The organism is Nocardioides convexus, assembly GCF_011090295.1.
On sequence record NZ_JAAMYA010000001.1, the window covers coordinates 1592688 to 1615564 of the forward strand.

Annotated in this window: 27 protein-coding genes and 10 pseudogenes; 12 read left to right on the forward strand and 25 right to left on the reverse strand. The window is 72.7% G+C overall.

Annotated elements, in window-relative coordinates:
* The first annotated feature begins 68 nt into the window (after positions 1-68).
* Together G5V59_RS11870 and G5V59_RS11875 are read left to right on the forward strand one after the other, a co-directional pair.
* The gene (locus G5V59_RS11870) at positions 69-332 is read left to right on the forward strand and encodes a hypothetical protein (RefSeq protein WP_278256566.1); all 264 of its coding nucleotides are present in this window, start codon (positions 69-71) and stop codon (positions 330-332) included.
* Positions 333-665: 333 nt separating this feature from the next.
* Positions 666-1097 carry a hypothetical protein gene (locus G5V59_RS11875; RefSeq protein WP_278256567.1) on the forward strand — a complete coding sequence of 144 codons (432 nt, stop codon included), beginning with the start codon at positions 666-668 and terminating at the stop codon, positions 1095-1097.
* On the opposite strand, the gene G5V59_RS11880 is transcribed toward G5V59_RS11875, so the two are convergent.
* The 11 genes from G5V59_RS11880 to G5V59_RS11930 all read right to left on the reverse strand — a co-directional run bounded on the left by G5V59_RS11880 (position 1064) and on the right by G5V59_RS11930 (position 5879).
* Positions 1064-1366, reverse strand: coding sequence for a hypothetical protein (locus G5V59_RS11880; protein ID WP_278256568.1), 303 nt, complete (start codon positions 1364-1366; stop codon positions 1064-1066). The genes G5V59_RS11875 and G5V59_RS11880 overlap by 34 nt on opposite strands.
* Positions 1350-1715 (reverse strand): hypothetical protein, encoded by a 366-nt coding sequence (locus G5V59_RS11885; RefSeq protein ID WP_278256569.1) that lies wholly within the window; start codon positions 1713-1715, stop codon positions 1350-1352. The genes G5V59_RS11880 and G5V59_RS11885 overlap by 17 nt, the downstream gene beginning before the upstream one ends.
* Positions 1716-1735: 20 nt before the next feature.
* Entirely contained in the window at positions 1736-1993 is a 258-nt protein-coding gene (locus G5V59_RS11890) for a hypothetical protein (protein ID WP_278256570.1), read from the reverse strand.
* Positions 1994-1999: 6 nt separating this feature from the next.
* Positions 2000-2494, reverse strand: coding sequence for a hypothetical protein (locus G5V59_RS11895; protein WP_278256571.1), 495 nt, complete (start codon positions 2492-2494; stop codon positions 2000-2002).
* Positions 2406-2957 carry a hypothetical protein gene (locus tag G5V59_RS11900; protein WP_278256572.1) on the reverse strand — a complete coding sequence of 184 codons (552 nt, stop codon included), beginning with the start codon at positions 2955-2957 and terminating at the stop codon, positions 2406-2408. Before G5V59_RS11900 ends, G5V59_RS11895 begins: the two co-directional genes overlap by 89 nt.
* A complete protein-coding gene (locus G5V59_RS11905) occupies positions 2954-3652 on the reverse strand; it encodes a hypothetical protein (protein WP_278256573.1) in 699 nt (232 codons plus the stop codon). Before G5V59_RS11905 ends, G5V59_RS11900 begins: the two co-directional genes overlap by 4 nt.
* Complete coding sequence (locus G5V59_RS11910) at positions 3609-3935, reverse strand: hypothetical protein (protein ID WP_278256574.1); 327 nt, start codon at positions 3933-3935, stop codon at positions 3609-3611. Before G5V59_RS11910 ends, G5V59_RS11905 begins: the two co-directional genes overlap by 44 nt.
* A gap of 4 nt (positions 3936-3939) precedes the next feature.
* Positions 3940-4386, reverse strand: a complete 447-nt coding sequence (locus G5V59_RS11915) for a hypothetical protein (protein ID WP_278256575.1) — start codon at positions 4384-4386, stop codon at positions 3940-3942.
* Complete coding sequence (locus G5V59_RS11920) at positions 4307-5059, reverse strand: hypothetical protein (RefSeq protein WP_278256576.1); 753 nt, start codon at positions 5057-5059, stop codon at positions 4307-4309. The genes G5V59_RS11915 and G5V59_RS11920 overlap by 80 nt, the downstream gene beginning before the upstream one ends.
* On the reverse strand, positions 4971-5315 hold the full coding sequence (locus G5V59_RS11925; protein ID WP_278256577.1) for a hypothetical protein: 345 nt from the start codon (positions 5313-5315) through the stop codon (positions 4971-4973). Before G5V59_RS11925 ends, G5V59_RS11920 begins: the two co-directional genes overlap by 89 nt.
* Positions 5316-5414: 99 nt before the next feature.
* Positions 5415-5879 (reverse strand): hypothetical protein, encoded by a 465-nt coding sequence (locus tag G5V59_RS11930; protein ID WP_278256578.1) that lies wholly within the window; start codon positions 5877-5879, stop codon positions 5415-5417.
* A gap of 91 nt (positions 5880-5970) precedes the next feature.
* On the opposite strand from G5V59_RS11930, the pseudogene G5V59_RS11935 reads away from it, so the two are divergent.
* The 6 genes and pseudogenes from G5V59_RS11935 to G5V59_RS11960 form a co-directional block, all read left to right on the forward strand.
* Positions 5971-6156: pseudogene (locus G5V59_RS11935) on the forward strand (PRC-barrel domain-containing protein); the annotation flags it as partial.
* Between the two features lie 463 nt (positions 6157-6619).
* Positions 6620-6730: a hypothetical protein gene (locus G5V59_RS11940; protein WP_278259810.1), complete on the forward strand. Its 111-nt coding sequence runs from the start codon at positions 6620-6622 to the stop codon at positions 6728-6730.
* A gap of 68 nt (positions 6731-6798) precedes the next feature.
* Positions 6799-7212, forward strand: coding sequence for a CBS domain-containing protein (locus tag G5V59_RS11945; protein ID WP_278259811.1), 414 nt, complete (start codon positions 6799-6801; stop codon positions 7210-7212).
* A pseudogene (locus G5V59_RS11950) lies at positions 7209-7655 on the forward strand (DUF1003 domain-containing protein); the annotation flags it as partial. The gene G5V59_RS11945 and the pseudogene G5V59_RS11950, both read left to right, overlap by 4 nt.
* A gap of 151 nt (positions 7656-7806) precedes the next feature.
* Positions 7807-8957: pseudogene (locus tag G5V59_RS11955) on the forward strand (P-loop NTPase).
* A 16-nt stretch (positions 8958-8973) separates the two neighbouring features.
* Positions 8974-9021, forward strand: a pseudogene (locus G5V59_RS11960) (hypothetical protein); the annotation flags it as partial.
* Positions 9022-9322: 301 nt separating this feature from the next.
* Here G5V59_RS11960 and G5V59_RS11965 read toward each other — a convergent pair.
* Complete coding sequence (locus tag G5V59_RS11965; RefSeq protein ID WP_278260293.1) at positions 9323-9841, reverse strand: hypothetical protein; 519 nt, start codon at positions 9839-9841, stop codon at positions 9323-9325.
* A gap of 149 nt (positions 9842-9990) precedes the next feature.
* Between G5V59_RS11965 and G5V59_RS11970 the strand changes: the two genes are divergently transcribed.
* Together G5V59_RS11970 and G5V59_RS11975 are read left to right on the forward strand one after the other, a co-directional pair.
* The gene (locus G5V59_RS11970) at positions 9991-10974 is read left to right on the forward strand and encodes a hypothetical protein (RefSeq protein ID WP_278256579.1); all 984 of its coding nucleotides are present in this window, start codon (positions 9991-9993) and stop codon (positions 10972-10974) included.
* Positions 10866-11093 carry an Rv3235 family protein gene (locus tag G5V59_RS11975; RefSeq protein ID WP_278259812.1) on the forward strand — a complete coding sequence of 76 codons (228 nt, stop codon included), beginning with the start codon at positions 10866-10868 and terminating at the stop codon, positions 11091-11093. The genes G5V59_RS11970 and G5V59_RS11975 overlap by 109 nt, the downstream gene beginning before the upstream one ends.
* A 1357-nt stretch (positions 11094-12450) precedes the next feature.
* Here G5V59_RS11975 and G5V59_RS11980 read toward each other — a convergent pair.
* From G5V59_RS11980 to G5V59_RS36550, 6 genes and pseudogenes are all read right to left on the reverse strand, one after another.
* A complete protein-coding gene (locus G5V59_RS11980; RefSeq protein ID WP_278259813.1) occupies positions 12451-12534 on the reverse strand; it encodes an SEC-C metal-binding domain-containing protein in 84 nt (27 codons plus the stop codon).
* A gap of 299 nt (positions 12535-12833) precedes the next feature.
* A pseudogene (gene secA / locus G5V59_RS11985) lies at positions 12834-15302 on the reverse strand (preprotein translocase subunit SecA); the annotation flags it as partial.
* Between the two features lie 54 nt (positions 15303-15356).
* Positions 15357-15944, reverse strand: coding sequence for a DUF4233 domain-containing protein (locus G5V59_RS36535; protein ID WP_341351195.1), 588 nt, complete (start codon positions 15942-15944; stop codon positions 15357-15359).
* A gap of 54 nt (positions 15945-15998) precedes the next feature.
* Positions 15999-16610, reverse strand: a pseudogene (locus G5V59_RS36540) (cyanophycin synthetase); the annotation flags it as partial.
* Positions 16606-16983, reverse strand: a pseudogene (locus tag G5V59_RS36545) (dihydrofolate synthase); the annotation flags it as partial. The pseudogenes G5V59_RS36540 and G5V59_RS36545, both read right to left, overlap by 5 nt.
* The gene (locus G5V59_RS36550; RefSeq protein ID WP_341350922.1) at positions 16958-17089 is read right to left on the reverse strand and encodes a hypothetical protein; all 132 of its coding nucleotides are present in this window, start codon (positions 17087-17089) and stop codon (positions 16958-16960) included. The gene G5V59_RS36550 and the pseudogene G5V59_RS36545, both read right to left, overlap by 26 nt.
* Positions 17090-17390: 301 nt before the next feature.
* Here G5V59_RS36550 and G5V59_RS12000 point away from each other — a divergent pair.
* A pseudogene (locus G5V59_RS12000) lies at positions 17391-17765 on the forward strand (family 43 glycosylhydrolase); the annotation flags it as partial.
* A 153-nt stretch (positions 17766-17918) separates the two neighbouring features.
* Here G5V59_RS12000 and G5V59_RS12005 read toward each other — a convergent pair.
* Together G5V59_RS12005 and G5V59_RS12010 are read right to left on the reverse strand one after the other, a co-directional pair.
* Positions 17919-18542 carry a helix-turn-helix transcriptional regulator gene (locus G5V59_RS12005; RefSeq protein WP_341351196.1) on the reverse strand — a complete coding sequence of 208 codons (624 nt, stop codon included), beginning with the start codon at positions 18540-18542 and terminating at the stop codon, positions 17919-17921.
* The gene (locus G5V59_RS12010) at positions 18442-19134 is read right to left on the reverse strand and encodes an AraC family ligand binding domain-containing protein (RefSeq protein ID WP_278259816.1); all 693 of its coding nucleotides are present in this window, start codon (positions 19132-19134) and stop codon (positions 18442-18444) included. The genes G5V59_RS12005 and G5V59_RS12010 overlap by 101 nt, the downstream gene beginning before the upstream one ends.
* Before the next feature lie 57 nt (positions 19135-19191).
* Here G5V59_RS12010 and G5V59_RS12015 point away from each other — a divergent pair, with 57 nt between their 5' ends.
* Positions 19192-19611 (forward strand): DUF2000 domain-containing protein, encoded by a 420-nt coding sequence (locus G5V59_RS12015; RefSeq protein WP_278259817.1) that lies wholly within the window; start codon positions 19192-19194, stop codon positions 19609-19611.
* Here G5V59_RS12015 and G5V59_RS12020 read toward each other — a convergent pair.
* The 5 genes and pseudogenes from G5V59_RS12020 to G5V59_RS12040 form a co-directional block, all read right to left on the reverse strand.
* Entirely contained in the window at positions 19586-19762 is a 177-nt protein-coding gene (locus tag G5V59_RS12020; protein WP_278260294.1) for a hypothetical protein, read from the reverse strand. The two genes, G5V59_RS12015 and G5V59_RS12020, sit on opposite strands and share 26 nt — an antisense overlap.
* A gap of 62 nt (positions 19763-19824) precedes the next feature.
* Positions 19825-20493: pseudogene (locus G5V59_RS12025) on the reverse strand (alpha/beta hydrolase fold domain-containing protein); the annotation flags it as partial.
* A gap of 103 nt (positions 20494-20596) precedes the next feature.
* Positions 20597-21145: pseudogene (locus tag G5V59_RS36555) on the reverse strand (hypothetical protein); the annotation flags it as partial.
* Positions 21146-21444: 299 nt separating this feature from the next.
* Complete coding sequence (locus tag G5V59_RS12035; protein ID WP_278256580.1) at positions 21445-22053, reverse strand: LysE family translocator; 609 nt, start codon at positions 22051-22053, stop codon at positions 21445-21447.
* Complete coding sequence (locus G5V59_RS12040; RefSeq protein ID WP_278256581.1) at positions 22050-22523, reverse strand: hypothetical protein; 474 nt, start codon at positions 22521-22523, stop codon at positions 22050-22052. The genes G5V59_RS12035 and G5V59_RS12040 overlap by 4 nt, the downstream gene beginning before the upstream one ends.
* Positions 22524-22877: the final 354 nt, after the last annotated feature.

The following is a 22877-nucleotide window of genomic DNA, read 5'->3' on the forward strand; positions in this document are numbered from 1 at the left end:
TACGATACCCGCCATGCCCGACCACTCCGGACCACGCCGCTCTGCCGCGCGTTCGGAGGCTCCTCCCGGTGGTGGCGGTGGTGCTGCTCGGCGCGATCCTGCTCGGCGTCGCGACACTGTGGGACGGTGGCGCTCCGGACGCCGCGACCGACCCGGTCGCGGCCCGCGCCGACATCGCACAGGCCGCCGACCCGTCCCGTCCGCGGCACGACGCCGAGGAGCGCGAGGTCGACGGCGAGCCTGATCGAGCCCCTCACCGCGACCGCCCCCGCGGCACCGAAGGCGAGCCCGTCCGCGGGCACCCCGGTGAACCCGGACCTGGAGAAGCCTGAGGATCGCCGCGGAGTCCCAGCGGACCCGCATCCGCGACGTCTCGTTCAAGATCGGCACCTTCAACGTGCTGGCCACCCAGCACACCGACCCCGGCGGCCAGCACGCCTCGTGGCCGAGCGCGAGCCTGGCGCACCCCCAGACCATCGACTACCTGCGCCGCTCCGGCGTCGCCGTGGCGGGCCTGCAGGAGGTCAAGTCGAGCCAGGCTCGCGGGCATCACCAACGGGCTCGGCTTCCAGGCCTGGCCGGGCGGCTCGGACCCGGACAACTCGATCATCTGGGACCCGAAGGTCTTCGACCTCGTCTCGACCGACTCCTTCGCGATCACCTTCATGCACAGCGTGCGGCCGCAGACCATCGTCCGGCTGCGCCACAAGCAGACCAAGCTCGAGTTCTACTTCCTCAACATGCACACCTCCGCGGGTGGCGGGAAGTACGCCGGCAGCCGTGCCGCCGGTCTCGACACCGCGGTCTCGGTGATCAACCGGCTCAAGGCCGACGGCATCCCGATCTTCCTCACCGGCGACATGAACGGCCGCGAGGAGTTCTTCTGCCGGGTGATGCCGCCCACCGGCATGGTCGCCGCGATCGGCGGCTCCACCGCCGGCGGCTGCCACCCCGCGCGGGCGCTGGCGGTCGACTGGGTGACGGCCACCCCCGACGTCGCCTTCAGCGACTACGTCGAGGACCGCTCCCCCGTGTCGCGCCAGGTCAGCGACCACCACTACGTCTACGCCACGGCAACCGTGCGGAGCGCGGGCTGACGCTCGCCGCCGGCGCCGCCGTGCGCAGTGCCCGCACGTCGCCGAGCAGGGTGGCGACCAGCTCCGTGGCGGCGTCGGCGACCTCGGCGTCGGTGACGCTGTCCGGCGTACGGCGCTCGGGCAGGCTCGTCGGGCACCCGCAGGTGCTCGACGTCGCCGACCACGTCCACGCGGTGCTCGCGCAGGTAGGCGATCGCGGCGCGGGAGCGCTCGCGGCAGTCCTCGACCTGGTCCGGGAAGGGCCAGAAGGGCTCACCCCTGCGCGGCACCAGGCGCTCGTCGGCGAGGAAGGTGCGGATGTAGACGCCGCGGTCGAAGGCCTTGTCGAAGCCGTCGAGGTGGCCGTTGACGCGGCGCAACAGGCTCCGCCTCGACCACGCCCATCGACTCGTTGGGGAAGGACTGCGAGAGGTCGTAGGCCGCGGTGTCGAGACCGAGCAGGCCACCGAAGCGGTGCCAGATCTCCTCGCGGGCGGCGGTACGGTCCAGCGGCAGCACGTGGATCCGCTCGTGCGGCACGGCCTGGGACCAGCGCTCCAGGACCAGTCGCAGGTCGAGGGTGCGCCAGTTCCAGATCGCGGTCGGGTGCGGGGAGACGGCCCGGGAGTACTCCGCCATCGGGGTGGTGCTCTTGTTCTTCAGGCTCTCCTGCCAGCCTGGCGGTGAACAGGCCCAGCGGCTCGCGGGCGGTGACCACGACCTCGACCTGCGCCGGGGCGAGCGCCTCGACCATGGCCACGGCCTGCTCGGCACTCGCAGCGGCGAAGAACTCGTGGCTGACCAGGCCGTCGCGGTCCCACCCGGCGAGCTCGGTGCGCAGCCGGTCCCAGGAGGTCTGCTCGCGCTCGGGGCGCTTGCGGATCTTCTCCCCCTCGCGCACGACGCGGGAGGCCCACAGGTGGTCACGGCGCTCGGTGCCCGGCAGCAGCAGTCCCTCGGCGCGCAGTCTGGTCCCGCGAGGACCACAGGATGGTCTGCAGGTAGGCTCGTCGCCGTCTTGGGCAGTCCGATGTGGAGGAAGACGCGGCGCGCCACGGGGTCAGAGTCCCTGCTGGAACTTGTCGATCGCGGCGGCGACCTTCTCCTCGTCCCGCTTCGCGATCGGCACCAGCAGGCTCCTGGACCAGGTCGGTCAGGCCCGGCCAGGCGCAGGTGGTGCCGGCGCAGGCTCGGCGATCGAGCCCTCGATGCTCTCGACCCGGGTCCGCAGGCTCCTGGAGCTCGTCCTTGGCCGCTCGGCCGCCCCTCATGCCCACTGCGCCACCAATCGCTTGATCTGCTTGTCCGCGTCCTTGACCTTCACCGGGCTCACGGACACCACCGTGCCGCCGTGCCGCGTGGTGAGTCTCGACCAGCCTGGTCGATGTCGAGCGGACGGAGCCCGTACGGCTGCTCACCGCCCCCGGTCCAGACGTCAGCATAGAGCGTCCCGCCGCCGCGCAGCGCGAGGGCGGCGAAGCGGAGCAGGCCGTCGCGGCCGGGTCCGTTGGTGGCGTCGAGCACGTGCCGCGCCAGGATCACCCGCTCCCCCGGCTCGCGCACCACCCGGGCGCCCTCGCTGAGCACCGAGCGGTAGTCGGTGAGGTTGAGCGCGCGCACGCTCAGGTCGTGCCCGCGCTGGGTCGCCCCGCGCAGCGCGCCGCGGCTGGCCCGGGGCACGTAGTCGTAGGCACGCACGGTGCGGCCCTCGCCGGCCAGCCACAGCGCGTCGGTGCCGAGGCCGGCGCCGACGTCGAAGATGGTGGCACCCGCCGGGGCCTCCTGGGCGACGTAGCGGGCCAGGCCCGAGGGCTTGCCCTGCGGGACCCGGGCGCCGGCACGGATCATCCGCCGCTCCCACTCGCGGCGGAAGAAGGTCATCCCGCGGAACCAGTCGTTGAGGCGCTGGGTGGTCGAGCGGGGCGTCTCGAACTTGAACGCCGGGTCCGGGACCTTCCACGCCGCGCCGTACATCGCCTCGAGGAGCTTCTCCGGCCGCGCCGGTGCGGGGTACTCGCGCCCGGCGAGCGTGCAGGTCGTGAACGGGTAGAGCCAGGCTCTCCTCGAAGTCGGTGCCGACCTCGCCCATCAGGTAGAGCCGCCCGGAGTCGTGAAAGCCGCCGAACAGGTCCAGGCCGCGGACCGAGCCGTCGGCCTCCTGCACGTCGATCCGGAAGGCGGCGCCGCTGTAGCGGTAGGTCGCGAAGCCGCGCTCGCTGACCGCGCGCTGCAGCCGGTAGGACTCGGTGATCACGTCCACCGGCGTGTGGTGGCGCGAGACGTAGCCGAGGTCGGCGTCGGAGTCGTGGCCGAGGAAGTCGCCCTCGCGGACCGCGCCGAGCAGGGTGCCGTACGCCGGGAACGCCTGGACGTCGAGCTCGGCGAGCATCGCGATGACGCTGTCCATGGCGTCCAGCAACGGCGCGAGTCTGCTCCGGCGTACGACCGCCGAAGGTCGGGCTGAACCGGCCCGACTTGTCGAGGCTGATCTCCAGGCCCTGGCTGTTGACGAAGGCGACCCGGCCCGAGTCCTCACCGAAGCGCTGCTCGAAGCGGCCGATGTCGGCGCCGAGCACGTGGTCGCGGAAGACCAGACTCGGTCTCGCCCTTGAGGTAGGGCTTCATCCGCTCCGGCCACGCGACCGTACGACGGTTGAGGCTGCGGTGCGGCCGCTCGGTGTCGCGCCACAGCCAGAACGACCAGATCCGCCGGCCGTCGAAGAGCACGTCCACGACCCGGTCCTCGCCGTGGACGACGAGGTCGATGCCGTCGCCGTCCACGCGGGTCACCCGCGTGCGCCCGACTGTCGCGACGACCCGGCGGGCCGTCGCGACGGCCCGCCCGGTCAGGTCGCTCACGGCGTCAGTCCATCTCCATCTTGGCGTACGGGTCCACGTTCTTCGGCACCCGCGAGGGGATGACCGGCCGGCTGCGCGGCGGGTTCGTGAACCAGCGGTCGATGTAGTTCTGGTACTTCAAGGTGACCGAGGCGTACTTGAAGACACCGATGTTCTCGTCCGAGATCTTCGACAGGTCCGAGACGTTCGAGGAGCCCTGCATCATCCAGTAGTAGGACTTCTGGTCCTTGCCGTTGGCGATCGAGCGGCCGTTGATCGTCCACGCCTTGAGGTGGAAGTACTTGTCCAGCACCTTGTCGCCGTCGACGTCCTGGGCGAGCCTGGCGGTGCGGGACCGGGCCACGGCCACCGGGGGGCGCTGATGTACCTCTTCACGTCCACGCCGATGACGGTGTAGCCGATCTTGATGTCGCAACCCTCGTTCCACAGCCTTGCGCAGGAGCCTGGCCACGGTCATGCCCCAGGTGCCGCGGAAGACGTCGGGAGCCGCCCGGATCACGGTGCGCCCGTTGCGGCCGGCGGTCGTGCCGGTGCAGCGCACGCGCTGGAGCCTGGTAGGTCAGCGGGTCGACGTCGCCGTTGAGGCGCGGCGAGAAGTACATCTCGTAGGTCGAGCCCTTGAACTGGCGCCAGCTCGGCGAGACGTAGCGGTCCTGCCACATCTGCACGAAGGTGGTGTTGAAGAAGCCGTAGAGCGGGGCGTTGTCGGTGTAGGTCACCAGGTCGTTCCACTGGTTCGACGCCGCGGCCGCGGTGAGGTTGGCCGAGCCCTGCATGACGACGTTCCGCGTCGCGCCGACCTTGGAGAACATGTAGTACTTGGCGTGCGCGGAGGCGGCGTTGCCGCGGCGGCACGAGCCCTGGCAGGTCTTCGCGTAGGCTGTAGCGGGTCTTCGGGAAGGCTCGCGCTCTTGGCGCGGTTGGCCGCGCGCAGGCCCTTGACCAGACGGGTGAAGCCCGGGTTCGGGACGTCCTTGCTGCGGTTGGCGCCGTCCATCAGCACCCGCACGCGCACGCCGCGGTTGGCCGCGTCGATCAGCGCGCTGACCCCGCCCCGGGACATGATGTTCCAGGCTCATGATCTGGATCGTGGCGGTGGACGGCGTCCGACGGATCGTGGACACGATCCGGTTGATGATCGCCCACTTCTGGGCGTCGGAGCCGTTGGCCGAGCCTGAACGTGACACCGCCGTTGATGCGGCAGGTCGCGTTGGCAGCACGCCAGCAGGCGTAGGGGCCGCGCTTCGCGGCGACCTGCGCCGCGACGGGCGCCTGCGCGACCGCGGCGGGCGCGGCCGGCGCCGCCTCGGCGGCCGGGAGCGCCGCGGCGAGCGGCAGGCAGAGGACAGCGGTGACCAGCACCAGGAGCAGACGACGCACGATGAGCAACCTCCGAGGGTCCGGTCGGGTCTTGGGTGGATCGGCAACATCGTTGCTGCCCCGAAGGGCCGGACCGGTCCCTTCTCGCGTGCGGTCACTTTAACGCACGGTGCGAGGCGAAACCGTCATCCGCGGCAGGTCGAGACCACCTTCTGATAATCCCGGGAGGCTCGCCAGCGTGCCCTTCCCGCCCTGCACCGGACCGCCGGGAACGGCCCAGAACCGCTCGCCGTAGCGCACCAGTCCCTGGCCCGAGGAGCAGCCCAGGACGTCGGGCGCGACCAGCAGCCCGGCGTCGGCACAGCCGTCGTACCCGGGCGGCAGGGTGCGGCCGGTCCGCCACACGGTGGCGCAGGCCGGGGTGCCGGCCGGCGCCGGCGTCGTGGTCGCCCCCGGCGCGGTGGTGGCGCTCGTGGTGGCGCTCGTGGCGTCGCTCGTGGTGTCGCTCGCGGAGGGCGAGGCGGTGTCGCCGGCCCGGTCGTCGCCGTCGTCGGAGCCGCAGCCCGCGAGCAGCAGGACCGCCGCGGCGAGCGCTCCCGCTCCTGCCATCCCTCGTGCACCCATGCGGCCAGGGTAGACCCGCGGGACCGGTCCGGCGGGTGATCGGCGGGCCGATGGCCTAGCGTTGACCCACGTGAGCACCACCCCGTCCCGCGTGTTCGCGGCAAGGCTGGTCGGACTCCCGATCTTCGACCCCCAGGGGGACCAGGTCGGGAAGGTCCGCGACCTCGTCGTCGCCATGCGCACCGAGGGCACCCAGCCGCGCGTGCTCGGGATGGTCGCCGAGGTCTTCGGCCGGCGACGGATCTTCGTCCCGATGACCCGTGTCACCAATATCGACAGCGGGCACGTCTACACCACCGGTCTGCTCAACATGCGTCGCTTCGAGCAGCGCTCGACCGAGACCCTGGTGATCGGCCAGATGCTCGACCGGACGGTCACCATCAAGGGCTCCGACGTCACCGGCACGGTCTACGACGTCGCGATGGAGCCCGCGCGCAACCGGGACTGGGTGCTCAGCCGGGTCGCGGTGCGCGAGGCGTCCAAGGGCTTCCGCCGGCGCGGCCAGACCCACGTCGTGGAGTGGCGCGACGTCGTCGGCCTGCACCGCCAGACCGGCGACCAGGGGGCGACCCACCTGATCGCCGCGCTCAACGAGATGCGCCCTGCCGACGCGGCGAGCATCCTGCACGACCTCCCGGTCGATCGTCGTACGGCCGTGGCCCTGGCGCTCGACGACGAGCGGCTCGCCGACGTCCTCGAGGAGCCTGCCCGAGGACGACCAGGTCGAGATCCTCAAGGGGCTGGACTCCGAGCGCGCCGCCGACGTGCTGGAGGAGATGTCCCCCGACGACGCGGCCGACCTGGTCCGCGAGTCCGCCGCCGGAGACCGCCGAGATCCTGCTCGAGCCTGATGGAGCCGGAGGAGGCCGAGGACGTGCGGCGGCTGATGTCCTACGTCGAGGACACCGCCGGCGCGATGATGACCTCCGAGCCGGTCATCCTCGGCCCCGACGCCACCATCGCCGACGCCCTCGCGCACGTGCGCAACCCCGGTCGACGCCCTCGCTGGCGGCGCTGGTCTACGTGTGCCGCCCGCCCCTGGAGACCCCGACCGGCAAGGCTGGTCGGCGTCGCCCACATCCAGCGGCTGCTGCGCGAGCCGCCCTCCACGCTGGTCGCCGGCGCCCTCGACGACTCCCTCGAGCCGCTGCGCCCGGAGGCCTCGACCGCCGAGGTCGCCGCCCACCTGGCGACCTACAACCTGGTCGCCGCGCCCGTCGTCGACGAGGACAAGCGGCTGATCGGCGCGGTCACCGTCGACGACCTGCTCGACCACATGCTCCCGGCCAACTGGCGCGACCGCGCCCGCCACCGCAACGGCGGAGAGCGATGAGCACCCCGCGGCGTACCGAGCGGCTGGACACGCCCCGCGAGGAGCGGCGCAAGATCGTCAAGCGGCCCACGTTCAACCGCGACGCCTTCGGGGTCTTCGCCGAGGAGTTCGCGCGGTTCATGGGCACCGCGACCTTCTTGATCTACATGACCCTCTTCGTCGTGGTGTGGGTCGGCTGGAACCTCGTCGCACCCGCGAGCGCCCGCTTCGACGAGTACCCGTTCATCTTCCTGACGCTGATGCTCAGCCTCCAGGCGTCGTACGCCGCCCCGCTGATCCTGCTCGCGCAGAACCGCCAGGAGGCGCGCGACCGGGTGGTCGCCGAGCAGGACCGCCAGGCCGATGCCCGGGCGCACGCCGACATGGAGTTCCTGGCGCGGGAGATGGCCGCGCTGCGGATGGCGGTCGGCGAGGTCGCCACCCGCGACTACGTCCGCTCCGAGTCTGCGCACCCTGCTCGCCCAGGCTCGAGGACCGCGACGAGGAGGACCGTGCGGCGTCTCACGAGGGCGCCGACGACCGCCCGCAGCCGCCCACGAACTAGACTCGGGCGTTGTGAGCAGCACGCAGCAGTCCCCCTCCGTCGAGCAGGTCATGACGGCCCTGAGCAAGGTCAACGACCCGGAGATCAAGCGGCCCATCACCGAGACTCGGCATGGTCGACTCGGTCGACATCGCCCCCGGAGACGGCGGCTCGGTGGTCACCGTCAAGGCGCTGCTGACGGTGGCCGGCTGCCCGCTCAAGGACACCATCACCCGTGACGTGACGGCCGCGGTGGTCGCGCTCGACGGCGTGACCGGCGTCGAGGTGGAGCCTGGGCGTGATGAGCGCCGAGCAGCGCTCCGGCCTGCACGACACGCTGCGCGGCGGCCGGGCCCAGCGCGAGATCCCCTTCGCCCAGCCCGGCTCGCTCACCAAGGTCTACGCCATCGCCTCCGGCAAGGGCGGCGTCGGCAAGTCCTCGGTCACCGTCAACCTCGCCCTCGCGCTGGCCAAGGCCGGACGCAAGGTGGGCGTCGTGGACGCCGACATCTACGGGCACTCGGTGCCCGCCATGCTCGGCGTCGCCGACTCCCGCCCGACCCAGGTCGACGACCTGATCATGCCGGTGCCGACCCCCTCGGGCGTCTCGGTGATCTCCATCGGGCAGGCTCAAGCCGCGCCGCGACCAGGTCGTCGCCTGGCGCGGACCGATGCTCGACCGGGCGCTGGTGCAGATGCTCGCCGACGTCTACTGGGGCGACCTCGACGTCCTGCTCCTCGACCTGCCGCCGGGCACCGGCGACGTGGCGATCTCGCTGGGCCAGCACCTGCCCGGCGCCGAGGTCGTCGTGGTCACCACGCCGCAGGAGGCGGCCGCCGAGGTCGCCGAGCGCGCCGGCACGATGGCCTCGATGATGCACCAGCGGGTGGTCGGTGTCGTGGAGAACATGAGTCTACCTGCCCTGCCCGCACTGCGCGGAGGAGGGCAAGGAGCACCGCCTCGAGATCTTCGGCAGCGGCGGAGGCGAGCGGGTCGCGGCCACGCTGTCCGAGCGCTTCGGCTACGACGTGCCGCTGCTCGGGCAGGTCCCGCTCGACGTCTCCCTTCGCGAGGGCGGCGACGTGGGCAAGCCGATCGTCGAGTCCGACCCGACCGCCCCCGCCGCCACCGCACTGAGCGCGGTCGCCGAGCGCCTCGACGGCCGCGGCCGCGGGCTCGCCGGCCTCCAGGCTCGGCCTGACGCCGACCAACAAGTTCTAGTCGCCGGCGGGACGACGTGTTCGGAATCGGCTTCGGCGAGCTCGTCGTCATCGCGGTCCTCGCCGTCCTCGTCTTCGGTCCCGACCGTCTGCCCGAGTCTCGCCCAGCAGGCGGGCCGGTTCGTGCGCCAGCCTGCGCACGTTCGCCAACAACGCCCGCGACGAGCCTGCGCTCGGAGCTCGGCCCGGAGTACGCCGACCTGGAGTCTGCGCGACCTCGACCCGCGCGCGATCGTCCGCAAGCACATCGCCGAGGCGATGGCCGAGTCTCGACGAACTCGAGGACGCGGTGCGCGACAACGAGCCGGCCGTGCGGCACGAGCCGCTCGCGCCCGGCGAGCGCCCGCCGTACGACGAGGAAGCGACCTAGGAGCCTAGGGCCGCGACTGGGCCGCGGCGAGGGCGTCGAAGGCGACCAGCACGGTCCGCCGGTCCTCCCCCTCGACCAGGCTCGCAGAAGTCGGCGCCCACCCGGCGCAGCACGCCGTCGTGCCGGGAGCCGTCGACCAGGTGCAGCACGCAGCGCTCCCCCGCCTCGGCGAGCCGGCGCAGCGCAGAGGCCAGCCCCAGGCGGGTCAGCGGCGACCAGGCGACCTCGGGGACCGAGCGCACCGAGGCACCCTCGACGGTGCTCACGGCCGCGAGGTGGACGACCCAGTCGTGCTCCCCCGCGGCGAGCAGCAGCCAGCCCTCGGCCACCCGCTCGACGGTGCCCGTGACCGGTCCGGCGCCGCGCACGCGGAGCGTGAGGCTCGTGCCGGTGCTGGCCATCAGCCGGCTGGCCAGGCTGACCTGTTGGTACTCCGCGCGGCTCCGGTCGGCGACCTCGGCGCTCCGGTCGCCCGCGTAGAGCGCGCTCGCCTGTGCCTCGAGGTCGTCGAACACCGCGAACAGACTCGTCCTCCCAGCCCATGGCCGACACCCTCGCACGCCGCCGTCCCGCTTCCGGCAACGGCTGCACACTGACCACTTGACGATCCTTGTCTAATCAACGCATCCTGAGGCAAACGGAAGCAAACGCAAAGGTTCTCGGGATGCACACCACCTCCGTACGACGCCGCGCTGCCCTGCTCGGCCTCCTCGTCACCCTCGGCGCCGCCGCCCTCGTGCGGCTCGCCGCCGCTCCCGCCGCCGCGCTGGCGCGCGACCCGGCCGGCGACTTCCCCGGGCTGCTCGTCCAGGCCTGCGCCGCCCTCGCCCTGCTCGCGACCGCGCTGCTGGTGACCACCACCTGGAGCACCGTCGCGGGGCAGGCTCCGCCGGCCCGGCGCCCCCGCGCACCCCGTCGGCCCGGTCCGGGCCCTGCTGCTCGCGCTCTGCGGCGTGGCGGTGCTCGCCGGGCCGGCGAGCGCGCACCCGGACCCGCCCGCGCCGGCGAGCCTTGCCGGGCTGCCGCTCCCCGACCGGGCGGCCGGCACCACCGAGCCCGCACGCACGGTGCTCGTCCGGCCCGGCGACAGCCTCTGGGCGATCTCCGCGCGGGCGCTGGGGGCCGGCGCGAGCGCGAGCGACGTGGCGTCGTACGGGCGCCGGGTGCACGCGCTCAACGTCGAGGTGGTGGGCGCGGACCCCGACCTGCTCCATCCCGGCCAGCGGCTCCGCCTGCCAGCCTCCCCGGGAGCGCCGATGAGCCTCGCGCCACCACCGCCCACCGGGGTGCGGCTGGCCGTGCCCGTGGCGTCCGCGCAGGGCAGCCTCGCGCTCAGCCTGCTCCCCCGGCAGGGCCCACCGGTCGCGCAGCCACCACCGACCCGGCCGGGGGCGGCCGTCGTACCGATCGACCGGCGGGTGCGGCGCAGCATCGAGGAGTGGACGACGCGCTTCGTCCAGGCGGCGGTCGAGATCGTCGGTGGCGACCGCCCGGCCTCGCAGGCTGGTGCGCTGGACCGACCCCGAGGTGTACGCCGACCTGCGCCGCCGCGCCCACCTGGTGGCCCGGGCCGGCGGGCACCAGCCCGGCCTGGCCCGGGTGCAGGCGGTGCGACCGCGGGTGCACAGCGTGCACGCCTGCTTCGTGACCCACGACGTCGTCGAGTGCGGGGTGCACGTGCGCCACGGCGAGCGCTCCCGAGCCCTCGCAGTGCGCTTCGAGCGCAGCCAGCAGCACTGGATCTGCACCGCGCTCGACTTCGCCTAGGGAACCTGACTCTTGTTCACCTGTGACCCAGGTCACTACGTTGCTGGTCATGATCCGTTCGCTCGCGGCCACCCTCGCCGCCGTCAGCGCGACCCTCGTCGCTCCGCTCACCGCCTCCCCCGCGCACGCCGACGGCCCCGGGGCCGGCTCCCCCTGGGTCGTCTCGGTCGGCGACTCCTACATCTCCGGGGAGGCGGGCCGCTGGGCCGGCTCCTCCAACGACAGCAGTGCCCGCGCCGACGCGCTCGGCCCGACGGCGTACTACGACAACGCCAGCGGCACCGGCGAGGCGATCGAGCGCTGCCACCGCTCCCGGAGCGCGGAGATCCACATCGGCGGCGGCGTGAGCAGCCTCAACCTCGCCTGCTCCGGCGCGAAGTCCGCCACCGCCACCGGTGACACCTTCAAGCCCGGCCTGGACTTCTACAGCGGCACCGAGGGGGTCGGCCAGGCTCGCGCCCTGCAGACCTTCGCCGGCACCCACAACGTGCGGATGGTCGTGGTCTCCATCGGCGGCAACGACTTCAACTTCGCCAGCATCGTCCAGCAGTGCGTGCAGGACTTCCTGCTCTCGCCGACCTGGTGGAAGGACTACTGCTCCGACGACTCCTCGGTCACGGCGAACTTCTCCAGCGCCAACATCGCCGCCGTGAAGGCGAGGATCGCCGGAGCGCTGGGCAACGTGCGCACCGCCATGCGCAACGCCGGGTACGCCGACACGCAGTGGACCATGCTCGTGCAGAACTACCCCTCGCCGCTGCCCAACACCCTGCGCTACAGCCAGAGCGGCTACTCCCGGCAGAGCACCGGCGGCTGCGGCTTCTGGGACAGCGACGCCGCGTGGGCCAACAACACCGCGCTGCCGACCATCAACAACGCGGTGACCGGGGCGATCACCTCGGCCGGGATCACCAACGCCAAGGTCCTCAACCTGACGAGCGCCTTCACCGGCCGCCGGTTGTGCGAGAGCGGCGTCGGGCTCTACGAGGAGGTCGGCCTGGCGAGCCTGGACGTCGGCGGGCGCCGTCGACCGCACCGAGTGGGTCAACCAGATCCGCACGGTGAGCACCATCGGCTCCTCCAGCCCGTACTACGTCCAGGAGTCGCTGCACCCGAACTACTGGGGCCAGTCTCGCCGTCCGCTCGTGCGTGCGCCAGGCCTACAACGCCGGTACGCCGAGGGGCGGCTCCTGCGTGCGGACCGGCACCGGCCTGCTCGGCGGCGAGCCGCGGATGGGCCTCCAATAGGTCGAGTGGGGGTTTCCCACCCTCGACTTGGCAGTTCCCACCGTTGAAATGGGACTTCCCACCCGGGTTCCGGGTGGGAAGTCACAACTCGCGGGTGGGAAACCCCCACTCAACCTCGGAGGGCGACACCCGTCGGACCGCCGGGGGCACCGTGGCAGCGCTTGTACTTCTTGCCCGAGCCGCAGGGGCACAGCGCGTTGCGGCCGACGTCGGCGAACTCGTCGTCGGCGTTGGACGCGGTGCTCCCGCGGACCTCCTCGTGCCCGGTCTCGTCCGGGGCGGAGTAGGAGAGGTTCTGCGGCTGCTTCGGGGTGTCGAGGCCCTTGGCGGTGACCTTCGGCGTGCCCTTGAGCCTCCTCGGAGATGGTGGACAGGTCCACCCCGCCGCCGGCGCCGAGCCTGGACGGGCGGCTCGGCGAAGGCACCCTCGTGCATCGGGCCGGCGTGGGCCGTGCCGTCGGCGTGGTAGTGGACCTCCTGCTCCTCCTCGACCTGGACCTCCAGGTTGAAGAGGAACCCGACGGTCTCCTCCTTGATGCCGTCCATCATGGCGGCGAACATGTCGAAGCCCTCGCGCTGGTACTCCACCAGCGGGTCGCGCTGGGAGTAGGCCCGCAGGTAGATGCCCTCGCGCAGGTAGTCCATCTCGTAGAGGTGCTCACGCCACTTGCGGTCGAGCACGGAGAGCAGCACGCGGCGCTCGAGCTCGCGAGCGACCTCCTCGCCGACCTCCTCCTCGCGGCGGTCGTACGCCGCGTGCGCGTCCGCCTTGAGCTTCTCGATCGACTCGGACTTCTCCAGCGCGGCCTGCGAGCCGGCGTCCTCGACGATGTCCTTCCAGGAGATCGAGACCGGCCAGAACTGCTTGAGGTCGGTCCACAGCCTGCTCGAGGTCCCACTCCTCGGAGAACTCGTCGAGCGCGCCGCCGACGAAGCCGGTGACGACGTCGTCGATGAAGGTGCGGACCTGCTCCTCGAGGTCGACGCCCTCGAGCACCTCGCGGCGCTCGCCGTAGATCACCTTGCGCTGGCGGTCCATCACGTCGTCGTACTTGAGGACGTTCTTGCGGGACTCGAAGTTCTGCGACTCGACCTGGCCCTGCGCGTTGGCGATGGCGTTGGTGACCCGCTTGTTCTCGATCGGGACGTCGTCCGGGATCTTGAGCATGACCAGCACCCGGTCGACCCAGTCGGACTTGAACAGGCGCATCAGGCTCGTCCTGCAGCGAGAGGTAGAACCGGCTCTCGCCCGGGTCGCCCTGACGGCCGGAGCGACCGCGGAGCCTGGTTGTCGATGCGGCGCGACTCGTGGCGCTCGGTGCCGATGACGTAGAGGCCGCCGAGTCCGCGGACCTCGTCGTGCTCCTTGGCGACCTCTTCCTTGAACCGCTCGACCGTCGCGGGCCACGCGGCCTCGTACTCGTCGGCGGTCTCGCCGGTCGGCTCCAGGCCCTTCTTGCGCAGGCTCCTGGTCGGCGAGGAACTCCACCGATCCGCCGAGCATGATGTCGGTGCCGCGACCGGCCATGTTGGTGGCCACGGTGACCGCGCCCTTGTGGCCGGCGAGGGCCACGATCTTGGCCTCCTCGGCGTGCACCTTGGCGTTGAGGACCGAGTGCGGCACGCCGCGCTTGGTGAGCGCCTGGTGGAGGTACTCCGACTTCTCCACCGAGACCGTGCCGACCAGGACCGGCTGGCCCTTCTCGTGGCGCTCGACGATGTCGTCGACCACGGCGTCGTACTTGGCCTCCTCGGTGCGGTAGACCAGGTCGGCCTGGTCCTTGCGCAGCATCGGCTTGTTGGTCGGGATCGGGACCACGCCGAGGCCGTAGATCTTGTCGAACTCCGAGGCCTCGGTGAGCGCCGTACCGGTCATCCCGGAGAGCCTTGTCGTAGAGGCGGAAGTAGTTCTGCAAGGTGACGGTCGCGAGCGTCTGGTACTCCTCGCGGACCTTCACGCCCTCCTTGGCCTCGATGGCCTGGTGGAGACCGTCGTTGTAGCGGCGCCCCGCGAGCATGCGGCCGGTGTGCTCGTCGACGATGAGCACCTCGCCCTCCATGACGACGTACTCCTTGTCGTTGCGGAACAGGCTCCTTGGCCTTGATGGAGTTGTGCAGGAAGGAGATGAGCGGGGTGTTGGCCGACTCGTAGAGGTTCTCGATGCCGAGGTGGTCCTCGACCCGGGTGATGCCGGCCTCGAGGACGGAGATCGTGCGCTTCTTCTCGTCGACCTCGTAGTCGACGTCCTTGGTGAGCCTTCTGCGCGATCTTGGCGAACTCGTCGTACCACTTCACCTCGTCCTGGGTCGGACCGCTGATGATCAGCGGGGTCCGGGCCTCGTCGATGAGGATCGAGTCGACCTCGTCGACGACGGCGAAGTTGTGGCCGCGCTGCACGCACTCCTCCAGCGAGGAGGCCATGTTGTCGCGCAGGTAGTCGAAGCCGAGTCTCGTTGTTGGTGCCGTAGGTGATGTCGCAGGCGTAGGCCTCGCGCCGCTCGGCGGGACGCATCGACGGCAGGATCACGCCGACGCTCAGGCCGAGGAAGTGGTGGACGCGGCCCATCATCTCGGACTGGAACTTGGCCAGGTAGTCGTTGACCGTGACGACGTGGACGCCCTTGCCCTCGAGCGCGTTGAGGTACGCCGGGAGGGTCGAGACGAGCGTCTTTCCCTCACCGGTCTTCATCTCCGCGATGTTGCCGAGGTGCAGCGCCGCGCCGCCCATGACCTGGACGTCGAAGTGACGCTGGCCGAGCACGCGGCGGGCCGCCTCGCGCACCGTGGCGAACGCCTCGGGCATGATGTCGTCGAGGTCCTCGCCGTCGGCGAGACGCTTGCGGAACTCGTCCGTCATCCCCCGCGCACTCGTCGTCCGACATCGCCTTGAAGTCGTCCTCGATGGCGTTGACGGCCTTCGCGATGCCCTCGAGTCGGCGAAGGATCTTGCCCTCGCCGATGCGGAGGAGCCTTGTCGATGATCACAGGCACGCGGTCACTCTACCCAGCGGTATCTAGTCAACCGAGCCGTGGCGCCGGTCGTACTCCGCGAAGGCCTCCGCCCGCTCCCGCTCGATCTTGAGCCCGAGGCCGTAGGCCGAGCCCCAGAGCAGCGCGAACAGGCCCCCGACGACGAACATCATGGGGGCCAGGAAGCCCAGCGCGATCGCGCCCACCTGGACGGCGTGACCGACGTAGTACCCCGACTCCCGGCGCAGCATCCCCGCCGCGAGGACGCACACCACGGCGAGGCCGAGGCCGAGGGAGAGCGCCAGCGGCGCGCTGACCTCGGAGATGGTGATCATGACCGGCGTCGAGAGCGCGACCGCGATTGCCTCCAGCGACAGCACGGCCGCGCACATCCCGCGGCGCGGGGACTTCTCGCGCTCGCTCACTTGCGGCCGCCGAGCAGCAGCCGCGCCTCGCCCACGGTGACCACGGAGCCGGTCACCAGCACCGCGCCCGAGCCTGAGGGCGTCGCTGCCGGCCGACTCGGCCCGCCCGGCGGCCTCGTCGATGGCGTCGGCGAGGAACGGTACGACGGAGACGCGGTCCTCCCCGAAGACCTCCCGCGCGACGACGGCCAGCCGGTCGGCGGGCATGGCCCGGGCGGTGGAGTTCTGGGTGACCACGACGTGCGCGAGGTGCGGCTCGAAGGCGGCGAGCAGGCCCTCGGCGTCCTTGTCCCCCATCACCCCGACGACACCGATGAGCGGGTCGAACTGGAAGGAGTCCTCCAGCGCGGCGGCCACCGCCTCCGCGCCGTGCGGGTTGTGGGCGGCGTCGAGCACGATGGTGGGGCTGCGGCGCACGATCTCCAGCCGGCCCGGCGAGGTGATCTCGGCGAAGGCGCCGCGGACGATGTCGTCGCCCAGCGGCTCCTCGCCTCCCACGAAGGCCTCGACGGCGGCGAGCGCGGCGGCGGCGTTCTGCGCCTGGTGGGCACCGTAGAGCGGGAGGAAGACGTCGTCGTACCGGCCGCGGAGGCCCTGGAGGGTGATCGCCTGGCCGCCGACGGCCGGCACCCGGGCGACGACGCCGAACTCCAGGCCCTCGCGGGCGACCGTCGCGCCGACCTCGGCCGCGCGCTCGAGCAGCACCGCCGCGACGTCGGCGCTCTGCTGGGCCAGCACGGCGACCGAGCCCGCCTTGATGATGCCGGCCTTCTCGCGGGCGATCTCGACGGGCGTGCCACCGAGGTAGGCTCGCGTGGTCGACGGCGATCGGGGTGACCACCGCGACGTCGGCGTCGATGACGTTGGTGGCATCCCACGAGCCGCCCATCCCGACCTCGACGACGGCGGCGTCGACGGGAGCGTCGGCGAAGGCGGCGTAGGCCATCCCGACGACGGTCTCGAAGAAGCTCAGCGGGTGCGCCTCGGCCTGGTCCACCAGGTGGGTGTACGGCGCGATGTCGTTGAACGCCCGCACGAAGGCCTCGTCGTCCAGCGGCTCGCCGTCGATGCTGATCCGCTCGCTCATCTTCTCCACGTGCGGGCTGGTGAAGCGCCCGGTGCGTAGGTCGAGGGCGCGCAGCAGGGCGTCGATCATCCGCGAGGTCGACGTCTTGCCGTTGGTCCCGGTGAGGTGGATCGAGCGGTAGGAGCGCTGCGGGTCACCGAGCAGGCTCGGTGAACGCACGGATCCGGTCGAGCGAGGGCTCCAGCCGGGTCTCGGGCCAGCGGGACAGCAGGGCGTCCTCCGCCTCGGCGAAGGTCTGGGCAGGTCGCGCAACAGGCTCACTCATGGCGTCGCTGAGTCTAGGCTGTGCTCGGGGGAGGGAGTGAAAGCATGGGAGCCCGCGCACTCGCGGCCGCGCTCGTCGTGGCCGCGCTGTCGCTGTCGGCGTGCACCGACGGCGACAGCGCGCCTGCCGCCGCGCCCTCGGCCTCCGGCAGCACGGAGGCGCCGCTGATCCCGGAGCCGACCGCCGTGCCGACCGTGCTGCCCAGCGACGTCGCGGCCGGGGAGATGCAGGACCTCGCCCAGGCTCGCGGAGCGGCTCGCGCAGAAGCCTGCCCGCCCAGAAGCGGCCCACCCCGATCGCGGTGGCGCCGGGAAGCACCGACTGGCGACCCGGTACGGCGTACCGCGGCTACTTCGCCGATCCCGACATCCTCCGCTACGGCGACCGGTGGTTCGCCTACGCGACGAACACCTCGCACCTGCGCCTGCCCACCCTCGTCTCCCGCGACCTGCGCACCTGGACCCCGCTGACCGATGCCGGGGGCGCGCGGGTCGACCCGCTGCAGCCGGCGTCGTGGGTGAGCGCCCGCAACGGCGGGCAGAGCCTGTGGGCGCCCGGGGTCGACAAGGTCGGCGACGGCTGGACGGCGGCGTACGCCGCGCCGGCCGGCACCACCGGCGGCGAGCGGCACAACTGCATCGGCCTGTCGCGGGCCTCCTCCCCCGCCGGCCCGTTCCGGGCGGTGGGCGAGCCGCTCTGCTACGGCCGGGCCCGGACTCGGCGTCATCGACCCGGACGTCTTCGTCGACAGCACCGGCGTCCCGTGGCTGCTGTGGAAGTTCTCCGGGATCGTCCGCGGGCGCCCCGCGGGCCTTTTCATCCGCCAGGCTCAACCGGCAGGGCACCGGCTTCCAGGAGGGCTCGCGGACCGTCGAGCCTGCTGACCCTGGTGCGGGGGTGGGAGGGCATCACCATCGAGAACCCGAGCATGGTGCAGTTCCGCGGGGTGACCTACCTCTTCTACTCCGGCAACTCCTACGAGGACGGGCGCTACGCCACCGGGTACGCCATCTGCGCCGGCCCGGAGGGGCCCTGCGTGCGGCAGAACCACGGCAACCCGCTGCTCTCCACCGCCTCCACCGGCAACATCGGCCCCGGCGGCGCGAGCGCGTTCGTGGACGGCACGTCGCTGCGGCTGATCTACCACGCCTGGGACCACCTCGGCGGGCTGCGCCGGCTGCACGTCGCGGGCCTGTGGCAGCGCCCGGACGGGACCCTCGAGGTCGTCGACCCGGGCTAGCACCCGGCGAGGCCTACGCCGAGCGGGCGTACTCCCCGGCGTCACCCCGAGCATCCGGCGGAAGTGCCGGTGCAGGTGCGCCTGGTCGTGGAAGCCGACGGCCGCGGCCACGTCAGCGGGCCGCTCCCCGCGCAGCAGGGCCCGGCGGGCGGCGTCGATCCGGCGCCCGACGAGGTAGCGGTGCGGGGGCACGCCGACCTCGGCCCCGAACACCCGGACCAGGTACGCCGGGTCCGCACCCAGCACGCGCGCCGCCTCCGCGAGGGTGATCCCCTCGACCACCCGCGCGTCGAGCAGACTCCCGCATCCGCCGGGCCAGGCCGGCCGCCCGGGCCTCGGCGACGGGCGCGACCCGGGCCGCGTGCCGGCCCAGCCGCTCGCCGAGCAGGGCGATGCCCGACTCGGCGGCGAGCTCGTCGCCCGGGTGCGCGAGCACCCGGTGCACCCGGTCCACCGCGCGCCACAGCACCGGGTCGCTCACGTCCGGATCGTCCACCCACCGCCCGACCCGCTCCGCGTCGAGCCGGTCGGCGTCGAGGTAGAGCACCCGCTTGCGGAACCCGCCGGCCTCCACGCTGCGCCCGTCGTGGGCCACGTGCGGCGGCAGGACGGTCACCCGGGCGCGCGCCGTGGCCCGCTCGTGGCGGCCCAGGTCGTAGCGCACGGTGCCCTCGTCGACGAGCAGCACGGTCCAGGTGTCGTGGGTGTGCGCGGGATAGGCGTGGCGCGGGAAGTGCCCGTGCAGCACCTCGGCGAGCCCGGGGACCTCCGGTCGCCAGGCCCGGATCCGCGGTCCGCTCGCCATGTCAGGAACGTACAAGACCGGCGCCGGCGCCGCGGCCACGATAGGACGGTGACCGAGATCCTCACGCCTCCGTTCGACACCAAGATCGCCGTCGCCGTCCGCGACGACCTGCTCACCTGGCAGCGGCTGAACGTGACCGCCTTCCTCACCAGCGGGATCGCGGCGGCGAGCCCACGGCTCGTGGGCTCGCCCTACGCCGACGCCGACGGCACGTCGTACCTGCCGTTGCTGGGGATGCCCGTGCTGGTCTTCGAGGCGTCCGCGCAGGTGCTGTCCGCCGCGCGGGAGCGGGCGGTGCGGCGGGAGATCCCGCTGGCGGTCTACACCGCCGACATGTTCCGGACCGGGTACGACGAGGCGAACCGCGCCGCCGTCGCGGCCGTCGCCACGGCCGACCTGGACCTGGTCGGGATCGCGCTGCACGGCCCGCGCAACGCCGTGGACAAGGTCCTCAAGGGCGCGGCGCTGCACCCGTGACGCGCTCGACGAGCATCCGGATCCACCCCGCCACCTGACGCATGGTCGGCTCGGCCGCGTCGAAGACCGAGGCGTGGCGCCAGTAGCCGTGGACCTGGCCGAGGTAGCGGGTGCCGACCACCTCGACGCCCGCCTCGGCGAGCAGCAGCACCAGTGCTCGCCCTCGTCGCGCAGCGGGTCGTGCTCGGCGGTGGTGACCAGTGTCGGTGGGAGGGTGCCGAGCCGGTCGGAGAGCAGCGGCGCGAGGTCCGGGTCGGTGAGGTCGGCGGGCGTGGCGGCGTACTGCTGCCAGTACCAGGCCGCCTCGCTCGGGTCGAAGCCCTCGGCGGCGCTGGTGTAGGAGTCGAAGGCCGCCGTCGGGTCGAGGAAGGGGTAGACCAGCGCGACGCCGGTGAACCGGTCCGGGTGACGCAGCGCGGTGACCAGCGCGAGGTTGCCGCCGGCGCTGTCACCGTGGGCGAACGTCGGCAGGTCCGCGAGCCCGGGCTGCGTGCCCAGCCAGGCGACCGCGGCACCGACGTCGTCGGGGGCGGCCGGGAAGGGGTGCTCCGGCGGGCGCCGGTAGTCCACGCTCAGCACGGCCGCGCGGGCGATCGTCGCGAACCGCCGCACCGCCGCGTCGTGGACCTCCACGTCGTTGAGCACGAAGCCGCCGCCGTGCGCGTGGACGACCACCGCGTCGTAGCCCTCGGGGAGGTAGAGACGCGCCGGCACCCCGCCCGCGTCGACGTCGCGCACCTGCGCGACCGGCACCCTCTCCTGGGCGGCCGCGGCCTCCCGGTCGGCGGCGCGGGCCGCGGCGACGTCGAAGGCGGGGTCGGTGACGGGCAGCGCGCCGGCGGCGTTCTCGACCGCCCGGCGGGCCTGGGGGTGCAGGGCCATGGCTGCAGGCTAGGAGGTGATGTCGAGCCTGCACGGTGTCGGCCACCGGCTCGTAGCCGAGCGCCAGGTAGAGCCGGTTGGAGGTCGGGTTCGCCTGGTCGGTGAAGAGCACCGGCCGCTCACCGCGGGCCAGCACCCGGCGCGAGACCTCCGCGACCGCAGCGCCGGCCCAGCCCCGGCCGCGCTCGGCGAGCGGGGTGAAGACGGGACCGATCCGCACCACGCCGTACGACGGCGGGTTGGCCCCCACGAGGTGGACCGGCCGGTCCTCGGCGTCGACCCACACCCACAGCACACCCTCGGCGCGCTTGCGCCGCACGTCGTCGATGCCGAACGCGGAGGCCTCGCCGAGGTGCCCGGCCGCGCGACCCGCCTGCTCGTCGGCGTCGGCGAAGAACCGGTGGATCCAGGTCAGGGCCAGGCTCCTCCTCGTCGGCGCGGACCTCGCGCAGGCGGCCCGGCACGGTGCGCGGCTCGAGCAGGGTCCGCAGGCCGAAGAGGCGGTGGTGCAGGTGCACGGTGACCTCGGCTCCACACGCCGCCGCCACCCGCGCGGCGAACACGTCGGTCGCCGGTCGCAGGCCCGTGGCCCCACCGATCTCCGCGCCCCGGGCCAGCGCGGCGTCGGCGAGCGCGACGGCGGCCTGCTCACTCATCGCCAGCAGGTACGGCGCCCATGGCGCGAAGGGCATGGTCCGCATCGCGATCCCCCGGATGTCGCCGGCCGGGCCGGTGACCAGGGCGAACCACCGGTCCGGCAGGCCGCGCGGGTAGCCGTGGTCGGCGATCCGACGGGCGTTGGTGGTCAGCACCGTGCCGGTGACCGGCTCGGCCGCCAGCGCCTCACCCGCGCGTGCCAGGAAGGCCACCGGGTCGTCGGTGAACCACACGTCGAGCCTGTCCGCCATGGCGCCGATGCTCGCAGCGCTCCCGACGGCGCTCAACCGGATTTCAGCGCGACTCCAGCGCCAGCCGTCCGGCCAGCAGCGCGAAGCTCGCGGCGAACGCCTTGCGCAGCCGGTCCACGACCCTCGGCCGCGACAGCACCCGGTCGCGCAACGCGGCGGCACAGGCGCCGTAGGCCGCGAAGACGGCGAAGGTCATCGCCATGAAGACCGCGCTCAGCCCCAGCATCGCCGGGACCGCACCGGCCCCGGCCGGCACGAACTGCGGCAGGAAGGCGAAGAAGAAGATCGTCGACTTCGGGTTGAGCAGGTTCAGGGTGATCCCCGAGACGAGCACCGCCCGGGTCGAGGCCGGGGCCGTCGCCTCGTCCACGGTGAGCACACCGCGGTCGCGCCAGGTCGACCAGGCCATGAGGAGCAGGTACGCGACGCCGGCGTACTTCAGCACCGCGAAGGCCACCCCGCTCGCGTGCAGCAGCGCGGCCAGGCCGGTGATCGCGGCGACCATGTGCGGGACCGTGCCGAGCGTCCCGGCGAGGGCGGCGAGGACCGCGGCGCGGGCGCCGCGGGTCAGGCCCGCGGCGATGGCGTAGAGCGCGCCGGTGCCCGGCGTCGCGACGATCACCAGGGAGGTGAGCAGGAAGGCCGTGCTCATGGCCGCGAGCCTACGCCGGCGGCAGCAAGCTTGTAGTGCAGTCGCATCGCCGTCGCCCGCCCCAGCCGCAGCACGTGGTCGGTGCGCAGCACGTCGCGGTCGTCGAGGTGGACGTGGAAGGTCTCGTGCACCGGCGCCCGGGAGGCGTACGTCGCGCCGCCGTCCTCGACCACGACATAGGCGCCGTCCGCGCCGAACCGTCCGGCCGGGGACTCCAGGAGCAGCGATCCGTCGGCGAGCACCTGCGGGCGCAGGAACACCTGGACGTTGCCCGACTCCAGCGGGAAGGCGACGTGCACCGAGGGCCGGTCCGCGCCGGGCAGGGTGCGGTGGCCGTAGCAGCCGGAGAAGACGAACTCCCCCGTCGCGCGCAGCGTGCGCAGCCAGCCCGCGCCGACCTGGCGTCCGCCGGCGTCGCGGATCACCGAGACCCGCGAGTCCATCCCGCGCGCCACGTCGAGGGGGCGCATCGGCAGGGCCAGCCTGCTCGACCCGCTTGCCGAAGAGCCGGGAGACCAGGCTCCCCGCCGGGCCAGGCCCAGGGTGCCCACGGGCTCCACACCTCGACGTGCCAGTCGGCGGTGTGCTCGTAGAACGCTCGGACCTCCGGGCGGAGGTCCGCCGCGCGGAAGCCGGGCCCGTCGAGCTCGGCCATGGAGGCGAGCAGCCCGGCGCCGGCGGTGGCCTCCTCGACGTAGCCGTCGTGGAGGGCAGCCTCCGCCGCCAGCCAGCCGTCGCGCACGACCGGGCCGGCACTGGTCGGCGCCCGCAGCCAGGAGTGCTCGCCGGTGAGGTCGACCGCGCGGCCGACGCCGCGCCAGAGC

Excerpts from the sequence above, each read along its gene's own strand:
- G5V59_RS11875 (WP_278256567.1), top strand. The coding sequence starts at position 666 with ATGCACAGCGTGCGGCCGCAGACCATCGTCCGGCTGCGCCACAAGCAG.
- G5V59_RS11885 (WP_278256569.1), bottom strand. The coding sequence starts at position 1,715 with ATGGCGGAGTACTCCCGGGCCGTCTCCCCGCACCCGACCGCGATCTGG.
- G5V59_RS11900 (WP_278256572.1), bottom strand. The coding sequence starts at position 2,957 with ATGACCTTCTTCCGCCGCGAGTGGGAGCGGCGGATGATCCGTGCCGGC.
- G5V59_RS11930 (WP_278256578.1), bottom strand. The coding sequence starts at position 5,879 with ATGGGTGCACGAGGGATGGCAGGAGCGGGAGCGCTCGCCGCGGCGGTC.
- G5V59_RS11945 (WP_278259811.1), top strand. The coding sequence starts at position 6,799 with ATGACCTCCGAGCCGGTCATCCTCGGCCCCGACGCCACCATCGCCGAC.
- G5V59_RS11970 (WP_278256579.1), top strand. The coding sequence starts at position 9,991 with ATGCACACCACCTCCGTACGACGCCGCGCTGCCCTGCTCGGCCTCCTC.
- G5V59_RS36535 (WP_341351195.1), bottom strand. The coding sequence starts at position 15,944 with ATGCCCGCCGACCGGCTGGCCGTCGTCGCGCGGGAGGTCTTCGGGGAG.
- G5V59_RS36550 (WP_341350922.1), bottom strand. The coding sequence starts at position 17,089 with ATGAGTGAGCCTGTTGCGCGACCTGCCCAGACCTTCGCCGAGGCGGAG.
- G5V59_RS12010 (WP_278259816.1), bottom strand. The coding sequence starts at position 19,134 with ATGGCGAGCGGACCGCGGATCCGGGCCTGGCGACCGGAGGTCCCCGGG.
- G5V59_RS12035 (WP_278256580.1), bottom strand. The coding sequence starts at position 22,053 with ATGAGCACGGCCTTCCTGCTCACCTCCCTGGTGATCGTCGCGACGCCG.
- G5V59_RS12040 (WP_278256581.1), bottom strand. The coding sequence starts at position 22,523 with ATGCGCCCCCTCGACGTGGCGCGCGGGATGGACTCGCGGGTCTCGGTG.